This window comes from Dermatophilaceae bacterium Soc4.6, assembly GCA_039889245.1.
GTDB lineage: Bacteria > Actinomycetota > Actinomycetes > Actinomycetales > Dermatophilaceae > Lapillicoccus.
Genome location: JAZGVH010000002.1, coordinates 3,380,797 through 3,395,133 on the forward strand (window position 1 = coordinate 3,380,797; position 14,337 = coordinate 3,395,133).

Consider the following 14,337-nt stretch of genomic DNA (forward strand, 5'->3'; position numbering starts at 1 on the left):
CGGGATCTCGCCTCGCGGCGGAAGGGGACGGCCGCTGCGCGGCGGTGTGGGGCGGCCGCTCTCGCGGCGGAAGGACGCATGCACGTCGGGTCTTCGATGGATGTTCATGGTGTCGGTTCGCCGTTGTCTGGCTGATGAGTTATGGCTGTTACGCTAGGACGACCCTGACTTGGAAGGGTCGGCTACGTACCCGACTGACCTTCCAGCCGTCGTCGTCTGGAGATCACGATGGATCTGCTCAAGTACAAGTCAATGCTGGCAGCGGCGGGTGTCGCCACGCTGGCAGTCACCGCCAGTGTCGGCCCTGCGTTTGGTGCGACGTCAGACGTGAGCCCCCCGGGATCGAACGACTTCTCCTGCAAGCCGTCGGTCGCGCACCCCTACCCGGTGATCCTGGTGCCCGGCACCTACGAGACGATGGAGAAGAACTGGGCCGTCATGTCGCCGCAGCTGAAGAGCGCCGGCTACTGCGTGTTCTCTTTGAACTATGGCGTGGAATACACCGTGCCCGCGTCTGGGCCGATTGAGAAGTCCGCCGCGGAACTCGGCACCTTCGTTCAGAAGGTGCTCAGTGCGACGAAGACCAAGCAGGTGGAGGTGGTAGGGCACAGTCAAGGCGGCATGATGCCGCGGTATTACATTAAGTTCCTCGGCGGCACGAAAACGGTGCACGCCCTCATCGGCATCGCGCCCTCCAATCACGGAACGACACTGAAACCGAACCCATTGAGCTACGTACCCGGTGTCTCCACCGGTGGTGACGGTGCACCATCGACGGTGGCCGCCCCCGCGACGCTCACGGCACCGTCCACCGGTGACTTCAACGCGGCTGGGTCCGAGCAGGCGGCCGGCTCGGCCTTCCTCACCAAACTGAACGCAGGCGGTGACATCCAGGGGAGGGTGCTGTACACGACGATCGCAACCACCCACGACGAGATCGTGACGCCCTACACCAGTGAGGCGCTCGCCGGTCCGGCCACCCAGGTCACGAACGTCGTGATCCAGAACTTCTGCCCACTCGACCCGATCGAGCACGACCAGACACCGAACGATCCAATCGTGCAGCAACTCGTGCTCGCCGGACTGAACAACAACACTGGGCCGCTCTCGCCCACGTTCAGGCCGAACTGTTTGTAGCCGAACGCGCAGCAACTGCGCGCGGCACGAGCGAGCCACCGACGCGCCCCCCGCAACGAGCGCGTGCTCGACGCCACGTCAAACACCGGGTTACTCGGCGTGGCCGCACCCCCGGTTGAGTCGCGGGTCGTTTTGGTGCGGACCTATTGGAGCCAAGGGGGCTTTCGTAGCAGACTGCCCGCCCCGCGACGACGCGCTCGGTGGGACCTCTCAGCCATTGAGTTCGGTCCAAGCGGCCTGCACGAGCTGACCGTCTCCGGTGCGGGCACTGGAGCCAGCGACATGGTGGCCGGCTTGGTGCCCTTCACGAGCGGGTGCAGTGCACGGCAACCTTGGTCCCCACGAGGCCGTTTGGTCCTGATCCGGCCGCGCGCATCGACGGGCCAGGGGCCGACCGCCCGACCCTACATCGAGGTGTGTCTGTCTGGGCGGTGTGACGCAGGTGATGTCGGGCGTGACGAGGGGCGGGGGCGAGCGCCATGGCTGTCACGACGGTCTGGTTACGGCGAGGGGGCTCAGGTGCGTGGCCTGCGACCGTGGCGCCCGGGAGAGGTCTGAGCTGGGGTCAGAGGCACCGGAATCGACAACGAAGATCGCATCGCAGGAAGTATCTTGCCCACAAGATGCCCTCAGTAGCACGCCTAGACACCCTAATCGACCACAGTTGACCAGGAATAGAGAAGGCGCGTCTTCGCAGGTCAGAGCATGTTTATGCCGAATGACCCCGAGCTGCGGAAGAGGCTGTCAACGTTCCGCTTCAACGTGCAAACCCGCAGCTTAGAGGCGGTTTGGTCGTCTCCGGACAGGAGCGCCGGACCTCGTCCACGATTTAGGCCGGGGCGGAGCTGACGTGGCCTCCCGCGGCGAGTGACGGACTCCGCGAGGGCAAACGCTAGAGGCTGCGCCCCTGGCGCGATCCCTTGACGACCACACCGAGCTCCCGTTCAGCGACGTCCACCGACTCCTCGGCCGAGAGCCAAGAGACCTGGTAAGCCCGGCGTCCGTCGCCGTCAGCGCCTTCAAGCCACCGATGCTGGCCCCACTCCTGGACCGTTGACCCGAGCTCCTCGCCCTCGATGAGCCAGTCATCGACGTCGCCGTGGAGTGTGCGAGTGACTGCCGCCGTCGGCAAGGGTTCTCCCCAGCGCTGCCACCACAACATCCCGCCCAGCCGACGCCAATAGACGACAGACTCGACGAGTACATGCCCCGCCGGCTCATCGGTTCCCGGCGAACTCAGCACGCCGACGCGACCGTCGTAGTCCTGCACCGGGTGGCGCGGCTCGTTCCCGTCTGGAAGCCGTGGCATCGCCCAAGTCTGCCGGTCACGCACCCGCGTTCACCGGCTGGGCTCAGTCTTGATGGGCCGTGGGTCGCGCTGGATCCGGGTCGGAAAGCGCCTGCGCCGGCGGGCGGCGACCGTCACCTGGACCCTCGGACTGGAACAGAGTCAGTGACTCGAGACCGCCCCCGCTCACCTTGGCCGTGCCGCGGGTGTGGCCGCCTGGTCGTGGAGCCTCGACCGGGGCGACCGAAGCGCTGGTGCTCCGTGGAGTGCCGGCGGGCAGTGGCAGCGGCCACGAGAAACTGCCCGGAGGCGGCCACATAACTGCCCGGTAGCGGCCACGAGAAGTGCCCGCTGACGGTCACGGGATCTGCCCGACACGAGTTCGTTGGCCTCACCGCATACAGCGGTTGAGGCCCCTCCTGGGGTGCGGTGGCGGTGCTGATGCGCCTGCCGCCCCCCAGGAGGGACACCATGAAGTCTGCCGAGGAGATCATGAACATGTTGGAAGCCTTCGACCTGACCGGGTCGTTGCGGGACGCCGGGGAGTTGTCCGGGGTCTCGCACCACACCGTCGCGAGGTACGTCGCCGCCCGCGAATCGGGCGTCCTGTCCGATCGTCCCGCTGCGAGACCGCAGCTGATCGACGAGTTCCTGCCCAAGATCGAGGAGTGGATCGAGCGGTCCAAGGGCAAGCTCCGCGCGGATCGAGCCCACGAGAAGCTCGCAGCCCTCGGGTACACCGGGTCCGAGCGCACGACCCGACGCGCGGTCGCGGCGGTGAAGAAGGACTACCGCCTCGGTCGTGTCCGCGTCCACCGTCCGTGGGTGACGGAGCCGGGGATGTGGCTGCAGTACGACTTCGGTGACGGCCCGGTCATCGACGGGGTGAAGACCACGTTGTTCATCGCGTGGTTGGCGTGGTCGCGGTTCCGGGTGGTCCTGCCGATCCGGGACAAGACGATGCCGTCGGTGATGGCCGCGCTCGACGTGACGCTGCGCCGGCTCGGTGGCGCCCCGACGTACGTGTTGACGGACAACGAGAAGACCGTCACGACCGAGCATGTCGCCGGGGTGCCGGTGCGCAACCCGGGGATCGTCGCCTTCGCTCGGCACTACGGTCTCACCATTCACACCTGCGTCCCGGCTGACCCGGCGTCGAAGGGTGGGTCGGAGTCGTCGGTGAAGATCGCCAAGGCTGACCTGGTCCCGAAGGACACGAACCTGCGCGAGCAGTACGCCTCGTTCGCGCAGCTCGAGGCCGCGTGCGAGGAGTTCTGTGACCACGTCAACACGAGGGTCCACCGGGTCACCCGCCGGGTCCCGGTGGAGATGCTCGCCGAGGAACACGCCCGGCTTCACCCCATCCCGCTCGTCCCGCACACGGTCGCGTTTGGGGTGACCCGGACCGTGCCGCCGAGCACCCCGATGGTCTCGTTCGAGGGTGGGCAGTACTCCGTCCCGGCCCGGCTGCTCGGTCAAACGGTGTGGGTCCGCGTCCACGGCAAAGGCGCTGACGAGGTGATCGTGCTCGTGCACGTCGGCCCGACCGGGCCGGTCGAAGTCGCCCGCCACGCCCGTGCTACCCCGGGCAGCCCGAAGATCAACGATGACCACTTCCCCCACACCCCCGTGGGGGCGCTGGGGCGGAAACCGTTGGCCCGGAACGCTGCTGAGGTTGAGTTCCTGACCATCGGTGACGGTGCCCGGCTGTGGCTGAGCGAGGCCGCGGCCGCGGGCACGACGAAGATCCGGGTCAAGATGGCCCAGGCCGTGACGTTGGCGAAGCTGTTCGACACCAAGGACGTCGACTGGGCGCTGGGCCACGCCGCGGTTCACGCCCGGTTCGCCGAGGCCGACCTCGCGTCCATCCTCGATCACCACCAACACGTCACGCGGAACGCGGCGGTCAGCCGTGCCGGAGAAGACGGGTCCCTGACCCAGGGCACCTCCAGCTGGGCCGCCCTCGGCGCTGCCACGACTTCGACCTTGACCTCGGGCCCGGAGACGGCGTCGTCGTCGGCGCTGTGTAACGACCGTGCTGTCACGGTCAACGACCCTCGACCGGAGGTGACCTCGTGAGCTCGGCGACGAAGACGACCGCAGCCCCGGCCCTGGGTGTCCCGGCCCCACCGCCGCTGCCCGACGACCTCGAGGCGCTGCTGCGGCGGTTACGCCTGCCGCACATCCGGCGCCACGCCCCTGAAGTCGTCGCGACCGCGAAGGCCCAACGGTGGGAACCCGTCGAGGTCCTGCGGGCCCTGCTCGGCGAGGAAGCCGCCGGCAGGGAACGGTCCGCCCTCGCGACCCGCCGCAGCACCGCCGGGTTCCCCACGGGCAAGACGTTCGACGCGTGGGACCCGCAGGCCTCCTCGATCCCCGCGCCGACCCAGCAGGCCCTGCGGACCTTGGAGTGGGTCCACCGGCGGGAGAACCTCGTCGTGTGCGGCCCCTCGGGCACCGGCAAGACGTTCCTGCTCGAGGCCCTGGGCCAGCAAGCCGTCGAGCAAGGCCTGAAGGTCGCCTGGTTCACCCTCGAAGACCTCGGCATCCTGCTACGCCGCCACCGCGCCGACGACACCGTCACCCGCGCCATCGCCCGCGTCCTGCGAGCAGATCTCGTCGTGGTCGACGACATTGGCCTGCTCCCCGTGGCCCACGACGCCGCCGAGGGCCTATACCGCCTCGTCGATGCCGCGTACGAGAAGCGGTCCATCGCGATCAGCTCGAACCTGCACCCCGCCTCGTTCGACGAGCTGATGCCCAAGACCCTCGCAACCGCGACCGTCGACCGGCTCCTGCACCACGCCCACATCTGTCAGACCACCGGCGACAGCGTCCGCCTGACCCAAGCCCTCGCCGGCGCGGGGGTGAGCCCCTTGACCTGACCCACGCCCTGAGGCCGAGGGTGGCCAGCACTGGGCAGATCCCATGGCCACCACCGGGCAGTTCTCGTGACCGTCACCGGGCAGGTCTCACGACCGCCTCTGGGCAGATCTCAATGGCCCTTGACAGGCAGCGTCGGCGGTGTGTGACCGACCTCCCGGACCTGCGTCATCCTCGCAGACCTCTTTGCGCTCGGTGGTCTCTGGAGGACGAGCGGTCGGCTGCGGTTGTTCGGCGAGGGCCGCCGTAGACTCCGGTGTGTGAGCAACCCTCCGGCGTACCCCACGATGGAGGACGTCATCGGTGACACCCCGCTGGTGCGTCTGCAGCGACTTCCGGGGCCGGAGAACGAACGCCGCGGCAACGTGCTGCTCGCCAAGCTCGAGGGGAACAACCCGGCCGGCTCGGTCAAGGACCGCCCGGCGATCAGCATGATCAGGGGCGCGGAGGCGCGAGGGGAGATCGCCCCCGGCGACACCCTGCTGGAAGCGACGTCGGGCAACACCGGGATCGGCTTGGCGATGGCAGCGGCGATCAGCGGCTACCCACTGATCATCGTGATGCCCGAGGACGCCTCCACTGAGCGGATCCAGACGATGAAGGCCTACGGAGCCGACCTCGTTCTCACCCCCGCAGGTGGCGGCATGGAAGAGGCCCGCGACGTCGTGACGCGGATGGAGCGGGAGGGCCGCGGCCGGGTCCTGGACCAGTTCGGCAACCCGGACAACCCCCGTGCCCACGAGGAAGGGACGGGCCCGGAGCTGTGGCGCCAGACCGACGGACGGATCACGCACTTCGTGGCCGCGATGGGCACCACCGGCACGATCACCGGGGTCTCGCGCTTCCTGAAGTCGCAAGACCCCGGCATCCAGATCATCGGGGCACAGCCCGCCGAGGGCTCCAAGATCCCCGGTATCCGCGCCTGGCCACCGGAGTACGTGCCGAAGATCTTCGACCCGTCGGCGGTGGACCGGACCATCGAGGTCACCCAGACCGACGCCGAGCAGACGGCCCGCCGGCTGGCCCGCGAGGAGGGTATCTTCGGCGGTGTCTCCGCGGCCGGCGCCTGCTGGACCGCCCTGCAGGTGGCCCAAGAGGTCGAGGCAGCAACGATCGTCTTCGTGGTCTGCGACCGCGGCGACAGGTACCTCTCCAGCGGCGTATTCCCCGCCTGAGAGCTCCGGCTGACGCCTGAAGACATTGGGCCCCAAGCACGCGTCATGACGTTCCGTTCCGTCCGCGAACGTCCGGTCGACGTGCGGCGGTTAACGTCCGCTGAGCCGTCGGCTCCCGCCGAGATCGGGACGATCTGAAGGACGCGCCATCGCGCCATCACCGGTTGGCCGCCACCGTGGCGCAGCCAGGGTCCCGGATGGTCTCAGCGGTGACGGACGACTCTGATGCCCTGCTCCTCGGCGGCAGCCGTGAGCCGAGACAGCAGGACGACCCCGCCAGATGACGGCGACGTGAGTACGAGCAGGAACGCCTCCGCCGGCCAAGGCAACGGGCGACCGTCGCCGCCCACCGGCCGCCGCTGACGCAGCGACTCGCATACCCGTCGCATCTCGCCGGGCTCCGCGTAGATGGCTAGCCGACGCATGGGCCCCGACCCCTTCCCCGGGTGCCTGGACAGCTGCTTCAGCGGGATGACCGCGGCCATGCCGACCGTGCACACCGCCGCGAACACCAGCGGGAAAATCTGATGTCCCCGATCGCCTCACCTCCGCCGGCGATCAGGACCGCAACATCGGCCAGGACCCGTCCCGTCGTGAGCAGGTCGTGGGTCGGGGTGAACCCCTTCCGAACCATCGTCCCCGACAGGGCGTCGGTCACGCCCGCCTGGTCGGACAGCATCCGGGTCGCGACGTTCCCTGCCTGGGCCACGACCCCGGTCCCGTCCGCGGACACGACCAACCCCTGACCGGACCTCGTGCCCGCATGCCCCCCCAAGCACCTGGTGGTCAGACGGGATCGGTGAACGAGATCGGCTTGCCGGTGGCGCGGGCGTAGGCGATCTCCTTGCTCGTGGACTCGCCGACGTATCCGCCGGGTTGACCACCAGAACCCGGTCAGCCAGGTCGATCTTGCGCAGGTGGAGGGCGTCCAGCGCGACCTTCTGCTCGTTCGTGATCACCTCCCCTGCGTCGCCGGGCGCGACGACGATGACACCCGCCAAGGTCAGCTCACGGTTCGACGCCCGCATCTCGTCGACGAACCGGGTGGAGCCACAGATGCAGACAATCTCAGGTCGGTCGGGCACGGCTCAGTCTTCCGCCTCTCCGGACACAGGCTGCGTCGACCACGACATCGAGGCATAGCCGGTTGCCGGCTCGAAGCTCGCCTTCACGTACAGATCTCGTAGCTGCCAGAAGTGGCCCAGACGTTGTGATGCCGGGATGGGCGAGGCCCGCGGCCTCACCGCCCCGTTGCGCCAAGAAGGCCAACAACGCTCCAGAGTCCACGTGTTGACTCAGCCACGCCTCGGAGCCAGCAGGGTCAGGCCGCTGCCCGTAGTGCTCCCGGTACGCGTCGAAGAGATGAACGAGCCGGGGGGTCGACGCGGCCGCCTCACTGACCTCGATGCGTGGATCGATCACACTGAAATCGTCGTGGGGGGTCGTGGGAGCTCACGCCTCTTGGAGGTTCGGCTGTCCTGGCTTCGTCGAACCGGAGCCGAGGACCTCTGCGACGAGACGGGCCGAGGGCGTGTTGGACGGCGACGGGGTCGTTCGCCATCGGTAGCCGACGGTGTTCTGGTGGGGTGGCTGGTGGTCGATGCGCGGCGGTGCGGACGACCGCACCCGCGGCGGTCACCAGCAGCTGCTGGGGCGCGCGGCACGTCGTCGCAGCGCGAGGCCGAGGACGACGAGGGAGGTGAGGGTGAGCAGGGTTCCCGCGAGGGTTGACGCAGCCAGGTCCGGGACCGCCGATGAGATGGCGTGAACGGGGCTGCCATCTCCTCTCCCTGGCGCGTAGACGTACCCCAGCCACAGCGCCCCGACGCCGAGGAGGATGGCTGGGACGGACCACCAGAAGACGTGTCGGCGAGGGCGTACAGCTCGCACTTGCGCGGCGAGGGCCAACGACAGCAGCAGAGGCACCCCGACGAAGATCACCGTGGCGTACCGGGTGAGCGCATCGACGGCGAAGGTGCCCGGTGGGGTCCCCAGGACCGCGTGGACGAGACCGCCATGGAACTGCGCCCACCGTTGAGTGTCGGGTCCCTGGCCGGTGTTGGCCAGGGCGACGACCCCCAGGCCCAGGGTAGGACAGACCTGTCAGCAGAAGCCTCATCGCTCGCCTCCGTTGTCGGGAGCGGTCCGCAGGAATCGGGTGGGCGGACCCCGCACCAGGGTCGGCCCCGTCACGCCACCCACGAGCAGCTGCCCCGGCGGCGGTTACCGTCGCTTCGCCGCCATGGTTCGTCACGCAGGCATGCCCTCACTTCCCCAGGGGACCGTCGGGCGTGACGAGACGCCGGGCATCCTCGCTGGCCACGTGGCGGGGGACCGGCGTTGTGCCTGGTCCCGGTGATCGCGGACGATGAGTGTCATGTTGAGGACAGAACGGCTGCTGCTGCGTGCGTGGCGTCCGGCTGACCGGCAGCCGTTCGCCCGGCTCAATGCGGATCCGGCGGTCATGGAGTTCTTTCGCGCCCCGCTGACCCGCGGGGAGAGCGACGCGTTCGTCGACCGGGTAGAGGCAGGCTTCGCCGAGCACGGCTTCGGGGTGTGGGCCGTGGAAGAGATCGCCACCGGCGAGTTCGTCGGCTTCGCCGGACTCCTCCACCAGACGTTCGAGGCGCCCTTCACGCCGGCCTTCGAGATCGGCTACCGGTTCGCCCGGCGTGCCTGGGGCAAGGGCTACGCCACCGAGGCCGCCCAGGAAGCCGTGCGGTTCGGCTTCGAGACCGCCGGCCTCGGCGAGATCGTGTCCATGACTGCGGTGGAGAACGTTCGCTCACGCGCCGTCATGCGCAAGCTGCGCATGACTCACAGCCCGGACGACGACTTCCAGCACCCGCGTCTCCCGGACGGCCACCCACTCCAGCGACACGTCCTCTACCGACTGACGATCGATCGGTGGCGTGGGCTCTAGTCGTGGGGGGCAGCCAGCCACCCGCGCGCCGACCGGCCCAGGGCGGAGCCGACCAGCAGGCCGAGGGAGATGGCGATCGAGACGCCCAGCACCCCCAGGGCGACGGCCGTGACCGACTCCCTCCCCCCGGCGAGCTCCGTGACCCCCACCAGGCCGAGGCTGCCGGGCACGAGCAGCCAGAAGGCCGGGAGGAAGAGCACGAGGCGGGGCAGCTGCGGCCGGCGCAGCTCCACGACGCTGGCCCCGAGGCTGGCGGCGATCGCACCGAGGAAGCCTCCGAGGCCGAGCGAGCCCAGCTGCTGCCCCGCCACCTGGGCGCTGAAGGCCAGAGTCAGCACCAGCAGCACCCACCCCTGCATCCGCAGCGGCACACCCTCCATCAGGCAGATGCTCAACCCGATGAGCAGCAGCCCGACCGGGGCGCCGGCCCAGCCGAGCTCGTCGACCCGCAGGTTCGTCATCGCCGCGGGCGGCACGCGCAGCAGGGTGGTCGCCATCAGCAGGCCCACCGCGAACAGCCCCAGCTGCACGAGCCCGTAGGTGAGTCGCGCGGACCCTGCCTGCATGTGCCCGGCGGCCAGCTCCGACATGCCGTTGACGACGAGCGCTCCGGGCAGCAGGACCGCCAGGGGCGGCAGGACGGTGCGGAGGGGGCCTTCGAGCAGGCCCGCGTCGGCCGCGCCGAACACGAGCATCGAGACGACGAACGCGGCGAGGGTCGGAAGCAGCGACTTGACCACCTGGTGGCGCTCCGCCAGCTGGACGAGCACGAAGACGATGACGGCTCCCACAGCCGCAGCCACGACGTTGGGCCACCCGGGTTGGAGAATCGACGCGATGCCGACGGCGAGGACGGGCCAGGCCAGCGCCACCAGCCAGGCAGGATGCCCGACCGGACGACGCGCCACCGCCGTGAGCTCCTCGCGGGCGGCCGAGGGCTCGAGCTGGCCGCGCAGCAGCTGGTAGCGGATGACCCGGACGCTGGCTGCCTGGTGCAGCCGCAGACCGGCAGGAGCCGAGCGCTGCGTCGCGGGACCACCCTGCGTGAGGGTGACGAGCAGACCCGTGGGACCGACGGCGGTCTGCACCTCGGGGAATCCGAGGTGGACGCCTACCTCGGTGAGCTCCTCCTCGATCTCCTGCACCGGCTGCCCGGTCGCGATCATGGCGGTGCCGAGGTGGGCCAGCAGGGCGCGGACCTCGCTCGCGCGGTCCTCCTCGTGGCTGCCCGGTGCCAGCTGTCCAGTCATGGTCGTCATCATGTCAAGGAGGGAACATTCCGAGGGTCGGGACTCTTGTCACTACGTCGAAGCCGCCACCACGCGTGTGGCGGCTTCCATCACGCCCGACCCGATCCGACCCAGCAGGAGCGTTGCCGCATGGCCACTGCACTCGAGCCGCCCGACGGCACCGTCACCGACACCCACGGCTGGGAGCTGTCCTCGGCCGGTCTCCCGCTCGACCCCCTGCGCTGGCGCGCCCTGGGCGTCATCGCGATCGCCCAGCTGATGATCGTGCTCGACGCCTCGATCGTGAACCTCGCACTGCCCTCGGCGAAGAAGGACCTGCACATCGCCGACGCCGACCAGCAGTGGGTCGTCACGGGCTACGCGCTGGCCTTCGGTGGGCTGCTGCTGCTCGGCGGCCGGGTCGCGGACTACATCGGGCGCAAGCGCGCGTTCCTCATCGGGCTCATCGGGTTCGCCGCCGCGTCGGCGCTCGGCGGCATCGCCTCGAGCCAGGGGCTGCTCTTCGCGGCCCGCGGCCTCCAAGGCGTCTTCGCCGCGCTCCTGGCCCCCGCCGCGCTCTCGCTCATCACCGTCACCTTCCACGAGCCGAAGGAACGCGCTCGTGCGTTCGGTGTCTACGGCGCGATCGCGGGCGGCGGCGCGGCCATCGGCCTGCTGCTCGGCGGCGTGCTCACGGAGTACCTCTCGTGGCGCTGGTGCCTGCTGGTCAACGTGCCGATCGCCATCGCCGCGGCCCTGCTGGCCGTCCCCTTCGTGCGCGAGAGCCGCGCCGACGGCTCCGCGCAGTACGACGTGCTCGGTGCCATCACCGTGTCGGTCGGCCTCGTCTCGTTGGTCTACGGCTTCACCCAGGCCGCTCCGCACTCCTTCAAGGAGTCGGCGCACTGGGGCGAGCCCGCCACCCTCGCCTGGTTCGGCCTCGCGATCGTGATGCTCGTGAGCTTCTTCGTGATCGAGAACCGGGTGCCCAACCCGCTCCTGCCGATGCGCATCCTGCTGGAGCGCAACCGCGGGGCCTCCTACCTCGTCCAGCTCATCGTTGGTGTCGGGCTCTTTGCGATGTTCCTCTTCCTCGGTCTCTATCTCCAGGTCGTCAAGGGCTACTCCCCGGTCACCGCCGGCTTCGCGTTCCTGCCCTTCAGCGTCGGCATCATCGCCGGTGCGGGCATCGCGAGCCAGCTGCTGCCGCGGGTCGGCCCCAAGCCCCTGATCGTCCCCGGGCTGGTTGTCGGGGCCCTCGGCCTCTTCTGGCTCTCGCGACTGGAGTACGACTCGGCGTATGCGACCCACGTGCTGCCCGCCATGCTGCTCATCAGCCTCGGGATGGCGTTCAACTTCATTCCCGTATCCACCACTGCACTGCACGGCATCGGCAAGGCCGACGCCGGAGTCGGGTCGGCCATGCTCAACACCTCGCAGCAGGTGGGTGGAGCCGTCGGGACGGCACTGCTCAACACCGTCGCCGTCGCGGCGACGACGTCCTACATCGCCGCCAACGGTGTGGCCACGGCCGCGGGCATGAACCCAGCTCTCACGGCGGGCTACACCCGGGCCTTCGAGGTCGGTGCAGGGTTCCTCGTCCTGGCGGCAGTCGTCGCCTTCTTCATGTTCACGGTCGGCAGGGACGCCGCCACCGAGAGCGACGACGAGGCTGCGGTGGCTCACATCGGCTGAGCGCCGACACCGGGAGCAGCTCCCGCCGTCGTGGCAGACTGCGAGCCACCGCTTGACCCCTCACCGTGGAGGAACCGTGCCCGAGCTGCGCCCCACCCTCGTCGAGACCCCTCGGCTCACCGTCAACGTCTGGGCCGGCGGCCCGCCGGACGGCCGCCCTGTCCTGCTCGTGCACGGCAACCTCGTCACCGGCGGTTGGTGGCGCGACGTCGCGGCGCTGCTGCCCGACGACGTGCGGGTCGTCGCCCCCGACCTGCGCGGCTTCGGGCGCACGGAGCCGAAGCCCGTCGACGCCACCCGCGGCCTGGGCGACCTGAGCGACGACGTCCACGGACTGCTCGAGATGCTCGAGCTCACCGGTCGCGACGACGTCGTGGCGGCGGGCTGGTCGATGGGCGGCGGCGTGCTCCAGCAGCACCTGCTCACCCATCCGGGTGACCTCGCGGCCGTCGTGCTCGTCGCGCCTCTCTCGCCCTACGGCTTCGGCGGCACCAAGGGCGAGGACGGCGAGCGCTGCACCGACGACGATGCCGGAACGGGCGGCGGGGGAGCGGCACCAGCCTTCCTCGATCGCCTGCAGGCCGGGGACCGGACGGCTGACGACCCCAGCACGGCCCGGTCGGTCTATCGGGCCTTCTTCGGCGCCGGCACGCGCTCCGAGGAGGTCGACGAGGACTTTCTCGTCGACGAGATGCTCCTCACCGCGGTCGGTGACGACTCCTACCCCGGTGACTCGAGCGCGTCGGCTCACTGGCCCGGGTTCGCCCCCGGCGGGCGCGGGGTGCTCAACGCCATGTCGCCCAGGTGGTTCGACGTCTCGGCCCTGCCCGGGCTCGAGCCCAAGCCCCCGGTGACCTGGCTGCACGGCACCGCCGACCAGGTCGTCTCCGACGGCTCGATGTTCGACCTGGCGATGCTGGGCCAGATCGGGGCCGTCCCGGACTGGCCGGGCGCCGACGCCATGCCGCCGCAGCCGATGGCCGCGCAGATGCGGGCCGTCCTGCGCCGGTATGCCGCGGCCGGGGGAGTGACGCGCGAGCTCGCCCTCGAGGGCGTGGGTCACGGCATACCGGTTGCGGATCCTCAGGCCGTCGCCGACGCGATCGGGTCCCACCTGAGATGACGGCCGAACGCGCTACGGCGACACGACCTCCGGCCGGGGTAGGGCGCTCGCGACGTCCCACCACAGACGGTTGACGAAGAAGTAGGCGTCGGCCTCGTCGAGCGGGGACTGCCACGGCTTGTCGATGATGTAGTGGATGTTCTTCACGTCGGCGAGGTCCCAGAGCGACGGGTGCTGGTACGCAAGGGTTTTCAGCGCGTTGTAGACGTAGGGCACTGGCACCCAACGGCCCTCGTAGAACTCGTTGAGGAAGTCCTGCTCCGCGAAGGGGTAGCTCGCCAGGTCGTCGACCTGCGCCAGCTGCTCCACCATCGCGTCGAAGACCGCCTCGTCGGGGGTCAGTACCAGGAAGCCGCCGTTGAGGTAGCTGTCGACCACACCGGGCTCGCTCGTGTGCTCAAGCCCCCGGCAGTGGGTGTAGAAGCAGTTCTCCGGCGTCCAGCTGGCCGGATAGCTCGCGATCCGGTTGGGGTTGCAGCGGCAGGCGTGGCAGGCGGCGATCGCCCCGTCAGCCAGCTCGAGCGAGAAGAGCTCGTCCATGTTCTGCGTGACGAGCATGTCGGCGTCGAGCACGACGATCCGCGTGTAGTCGGTCAGCTGCCACGCGCGCAGCTTGGTCCAGACCTGCGCGAAGCGGGCGTTGGCATAGCTGTCCTCCAGCCCGCTCGCCGGCCGCAGGGGCTCGACCGCTCGCAGCTCGCACCCGTCGTCCTCGAGCACCTGGCGGTCCGCCGCGTCGATGTCGTCGGTCACCAGCACGATCAAGGGGTAGGGAGAGCCCGAGCGGGTCAGCGAGGCCCGCAGGGTGCGGACCCCCACCACATAGCTCGGTGACGTCAGCAGCGTGACCCAGGCATTCATCGGCAGTCTCTCCATCAGTCCGA

10 protein-coding genes and 1 pseudogene are annotated in these 14,337 nt (G+C 69.5%); 7 read left to right on the forward strand and 4 right to left on the reverse strand.

The window, feature by feature from the left end; all coding sequences use genetic code 11:
- Positions 1 to 228 precede the first annotated feature (228 nt).
- Positions 229 to 1,137, forward strand: a complete 909-nt coding sequence (locus V3N99_15850) for an alpha/beta fold hydrolase (GenBank protein ID MEO3938212.1) — start codon at positions 229 to 231, stop codon at positions 1,135 to 1,137.
- Between the two features lie 892 nt (positions 1,138 to 2,029).
- On the opposite strand, the gene V3N99_15855 is transcribed toward V3N99_15850, so the two are convergent.
- Positions 2,030 to 2,407, reverse strand: coding sequence for a hypothetical protein (locus V3N99_15855; GenBank protein MEO3938213.1), 378 nt, complete (start codon positions 2,405 to 2,407; stop codon positions 2,030 to 2,032).
- A gap of 489 nt (positions 2,408 to 2,896) precedes the next feature.
- On the opposite strand from V3N99_15855, the gene istA reads away from it, so the two are divergent.
- The 3 genes from istA to cysM all read left to right on the forward strand — a co-directional run bounded on the left by istA (position 2,897) and on the right by cysM (position 6,483).
- Complete coding sequence (gene istA / locus V3N99_15860) at positions 2,897 to 4,504, forward strand: IS21 family transposase (protein ID MEO3938214.1); 1,608 nt, start codon at positions 2,897 to 2,899, stop codon at positions 4,502 to 4,504.
- A complete protein-coding gene (istB, locus tag V3N99_15865) occupies positions 4,501 to 5,310 on the forward strand; it encodes an IS21-like element helper ATPase IstB (protein ID MEO3938215.1) in 810 nt (269 codons plus the stop codon). Before istA ends, istB begins: the two co-directional genes overlap by 4 nt.
- Positions 5,311 to 5,568: 258 nt before the next feature.
- Positions 5,569 to 6,483, forward strand: coding sequence for a cysteine synthase CysM (cysM, locus tag V3N99_15870; protein MEO3938216.1), 915 nt, complete (start codon positions 5,569 to 5,571; stop codon positions 6,481 to 6,483).
- A 786-nt stretch (positions 6,484 to 7,269) separates the two neighbouring features.
- Here cysM and V3N99_15875 read toward each other — a convergent pair.
- Positions 7,270 to 7,568, reverse strand: a pseudogene (locus V3N99_15875) (hypothetical protein).
- A gap of 1,292 nt (positions 7,569 to 8,860) precedes the next feature.
- On the opposite strand from V3N99_15875, the gene V3N99_15880 reads away from it, so the two are divergent.
- A complete protein-coding gene (locus V3N99_15880) occupies positions 8,861 to 9,406 on the forward strand; it encodes a GNAT family N-acetyltransferase (protein MEO3938217.1) in 546 nt (181 codons plus the stop codon).
- Here the strand turns inward: V3N99_15880 and V3N99_15885 are convergent.
- Positions 9,403 to 10,656, reverse strand: coding sequence for a threonine/serine exporter family protein (locus V3N99_15885; protein MEO3938218.1), 1,254 nt, complete (start codon positions 10,654 to 10,656; stop codon positions 9,403 to 9,405). The genes V3N99_15880 and V3N99_15885 overlap by 4 nt on opposite strands.
- Positions 10,657 to 10,785: 129 nt before the next feature.
- Between V3N99_15885 and V3N99_15890 the strand changes: the two genes are divergently transcribed.
- Both V3N99_15890 and V3N99_15895 read left to right on the forward strand, forming a co-directional pair.
- Positions 10,786 to 12,330, forward strand: coding sequence for an MFS transporter (locus V3N99_15890; GenBank protein ID MEO3938219.1), 1,545 nt, complete (start codon positions 10,786 to 10,788; stop codon positions 12,328 to 12,330).
- A gap of 76 nt (positions 12,331 to 12,406) precedes the next feature.
- Positions 12,407 to 13,453 (forward strand): alpha/beta hydrolase, encoded by a 1,047-nt coding sequence (locus V3N99_15895; GenBank protein MEO3938220.1) that lies wholly within the window; start codon positions 12,407 to 12,409, stop codon positions 13,451 to 13,453.
- A 12-nt stretch (positions 13,454 to 13,465) separates the two neighbouring features.
- Here V3N99_15895 and V3N99_15900 read toward each other — a convergent pair whose 3' ends face one another.
- The gene (locus V3N99_15900) at positions 13,466 to 14,314 is read right to left on the reverse strand and encodes a glycosyltransferase family 8 protein (protein MEO3938221.1); all 849 of its coding nucleotides are present in this window, start codon (positions 14,312 to 14,314) and stop codon (positions 13,466 to 13,468) included.
- Positions 14,315 to 14,337: the final 23 nt, after the last annotated feature.

Bases quoted from the DNA above. Each gene is read 5' to 3' on its own strand.
- V3N99_15850 (MEO3938212.1), top strand. From the start codon at position 229: ATGGATCTGCTCAAGTACAAGTCAATGCTGGCAGCGGCGGGTGTCGCC.
- istA (MEO3938214.1), top strand. From the start codon at position 2,897: ATGAAGTCTGCCGAGGAGATCATGAACATGTTGGAAGCCTTCGACCTG.
- V3N99_15880 (MEO3938217.1), top strand. From the start codon at position 8,861: ATGTTGAGGACAGAACGGCTGCTGCTGCGTGCGTGGCGTCCGGCTGAC.
- V3N99_15885 (MEO3938218.1), bottom strand. From the start codon at position 10,656: ATGACTGGACAGCTGGCACCGGGCAGCCACGAGGAGGACCGCGCGAGC.
- V3N99_15890 (MEO3938219.1), top strand. From the start codon at position 10,786: ATGGCCACTGCACTCGAGCCGCCCGACGGCACCGTCACCGACACCCAC.
- V3N99_15900 (MEO3938221.1), bottom strand. From the start codon at position 14,314: ATGAATGCCTGGGTCACGCTGCTGACGTCACCGAGCTATGTGGTGGGG.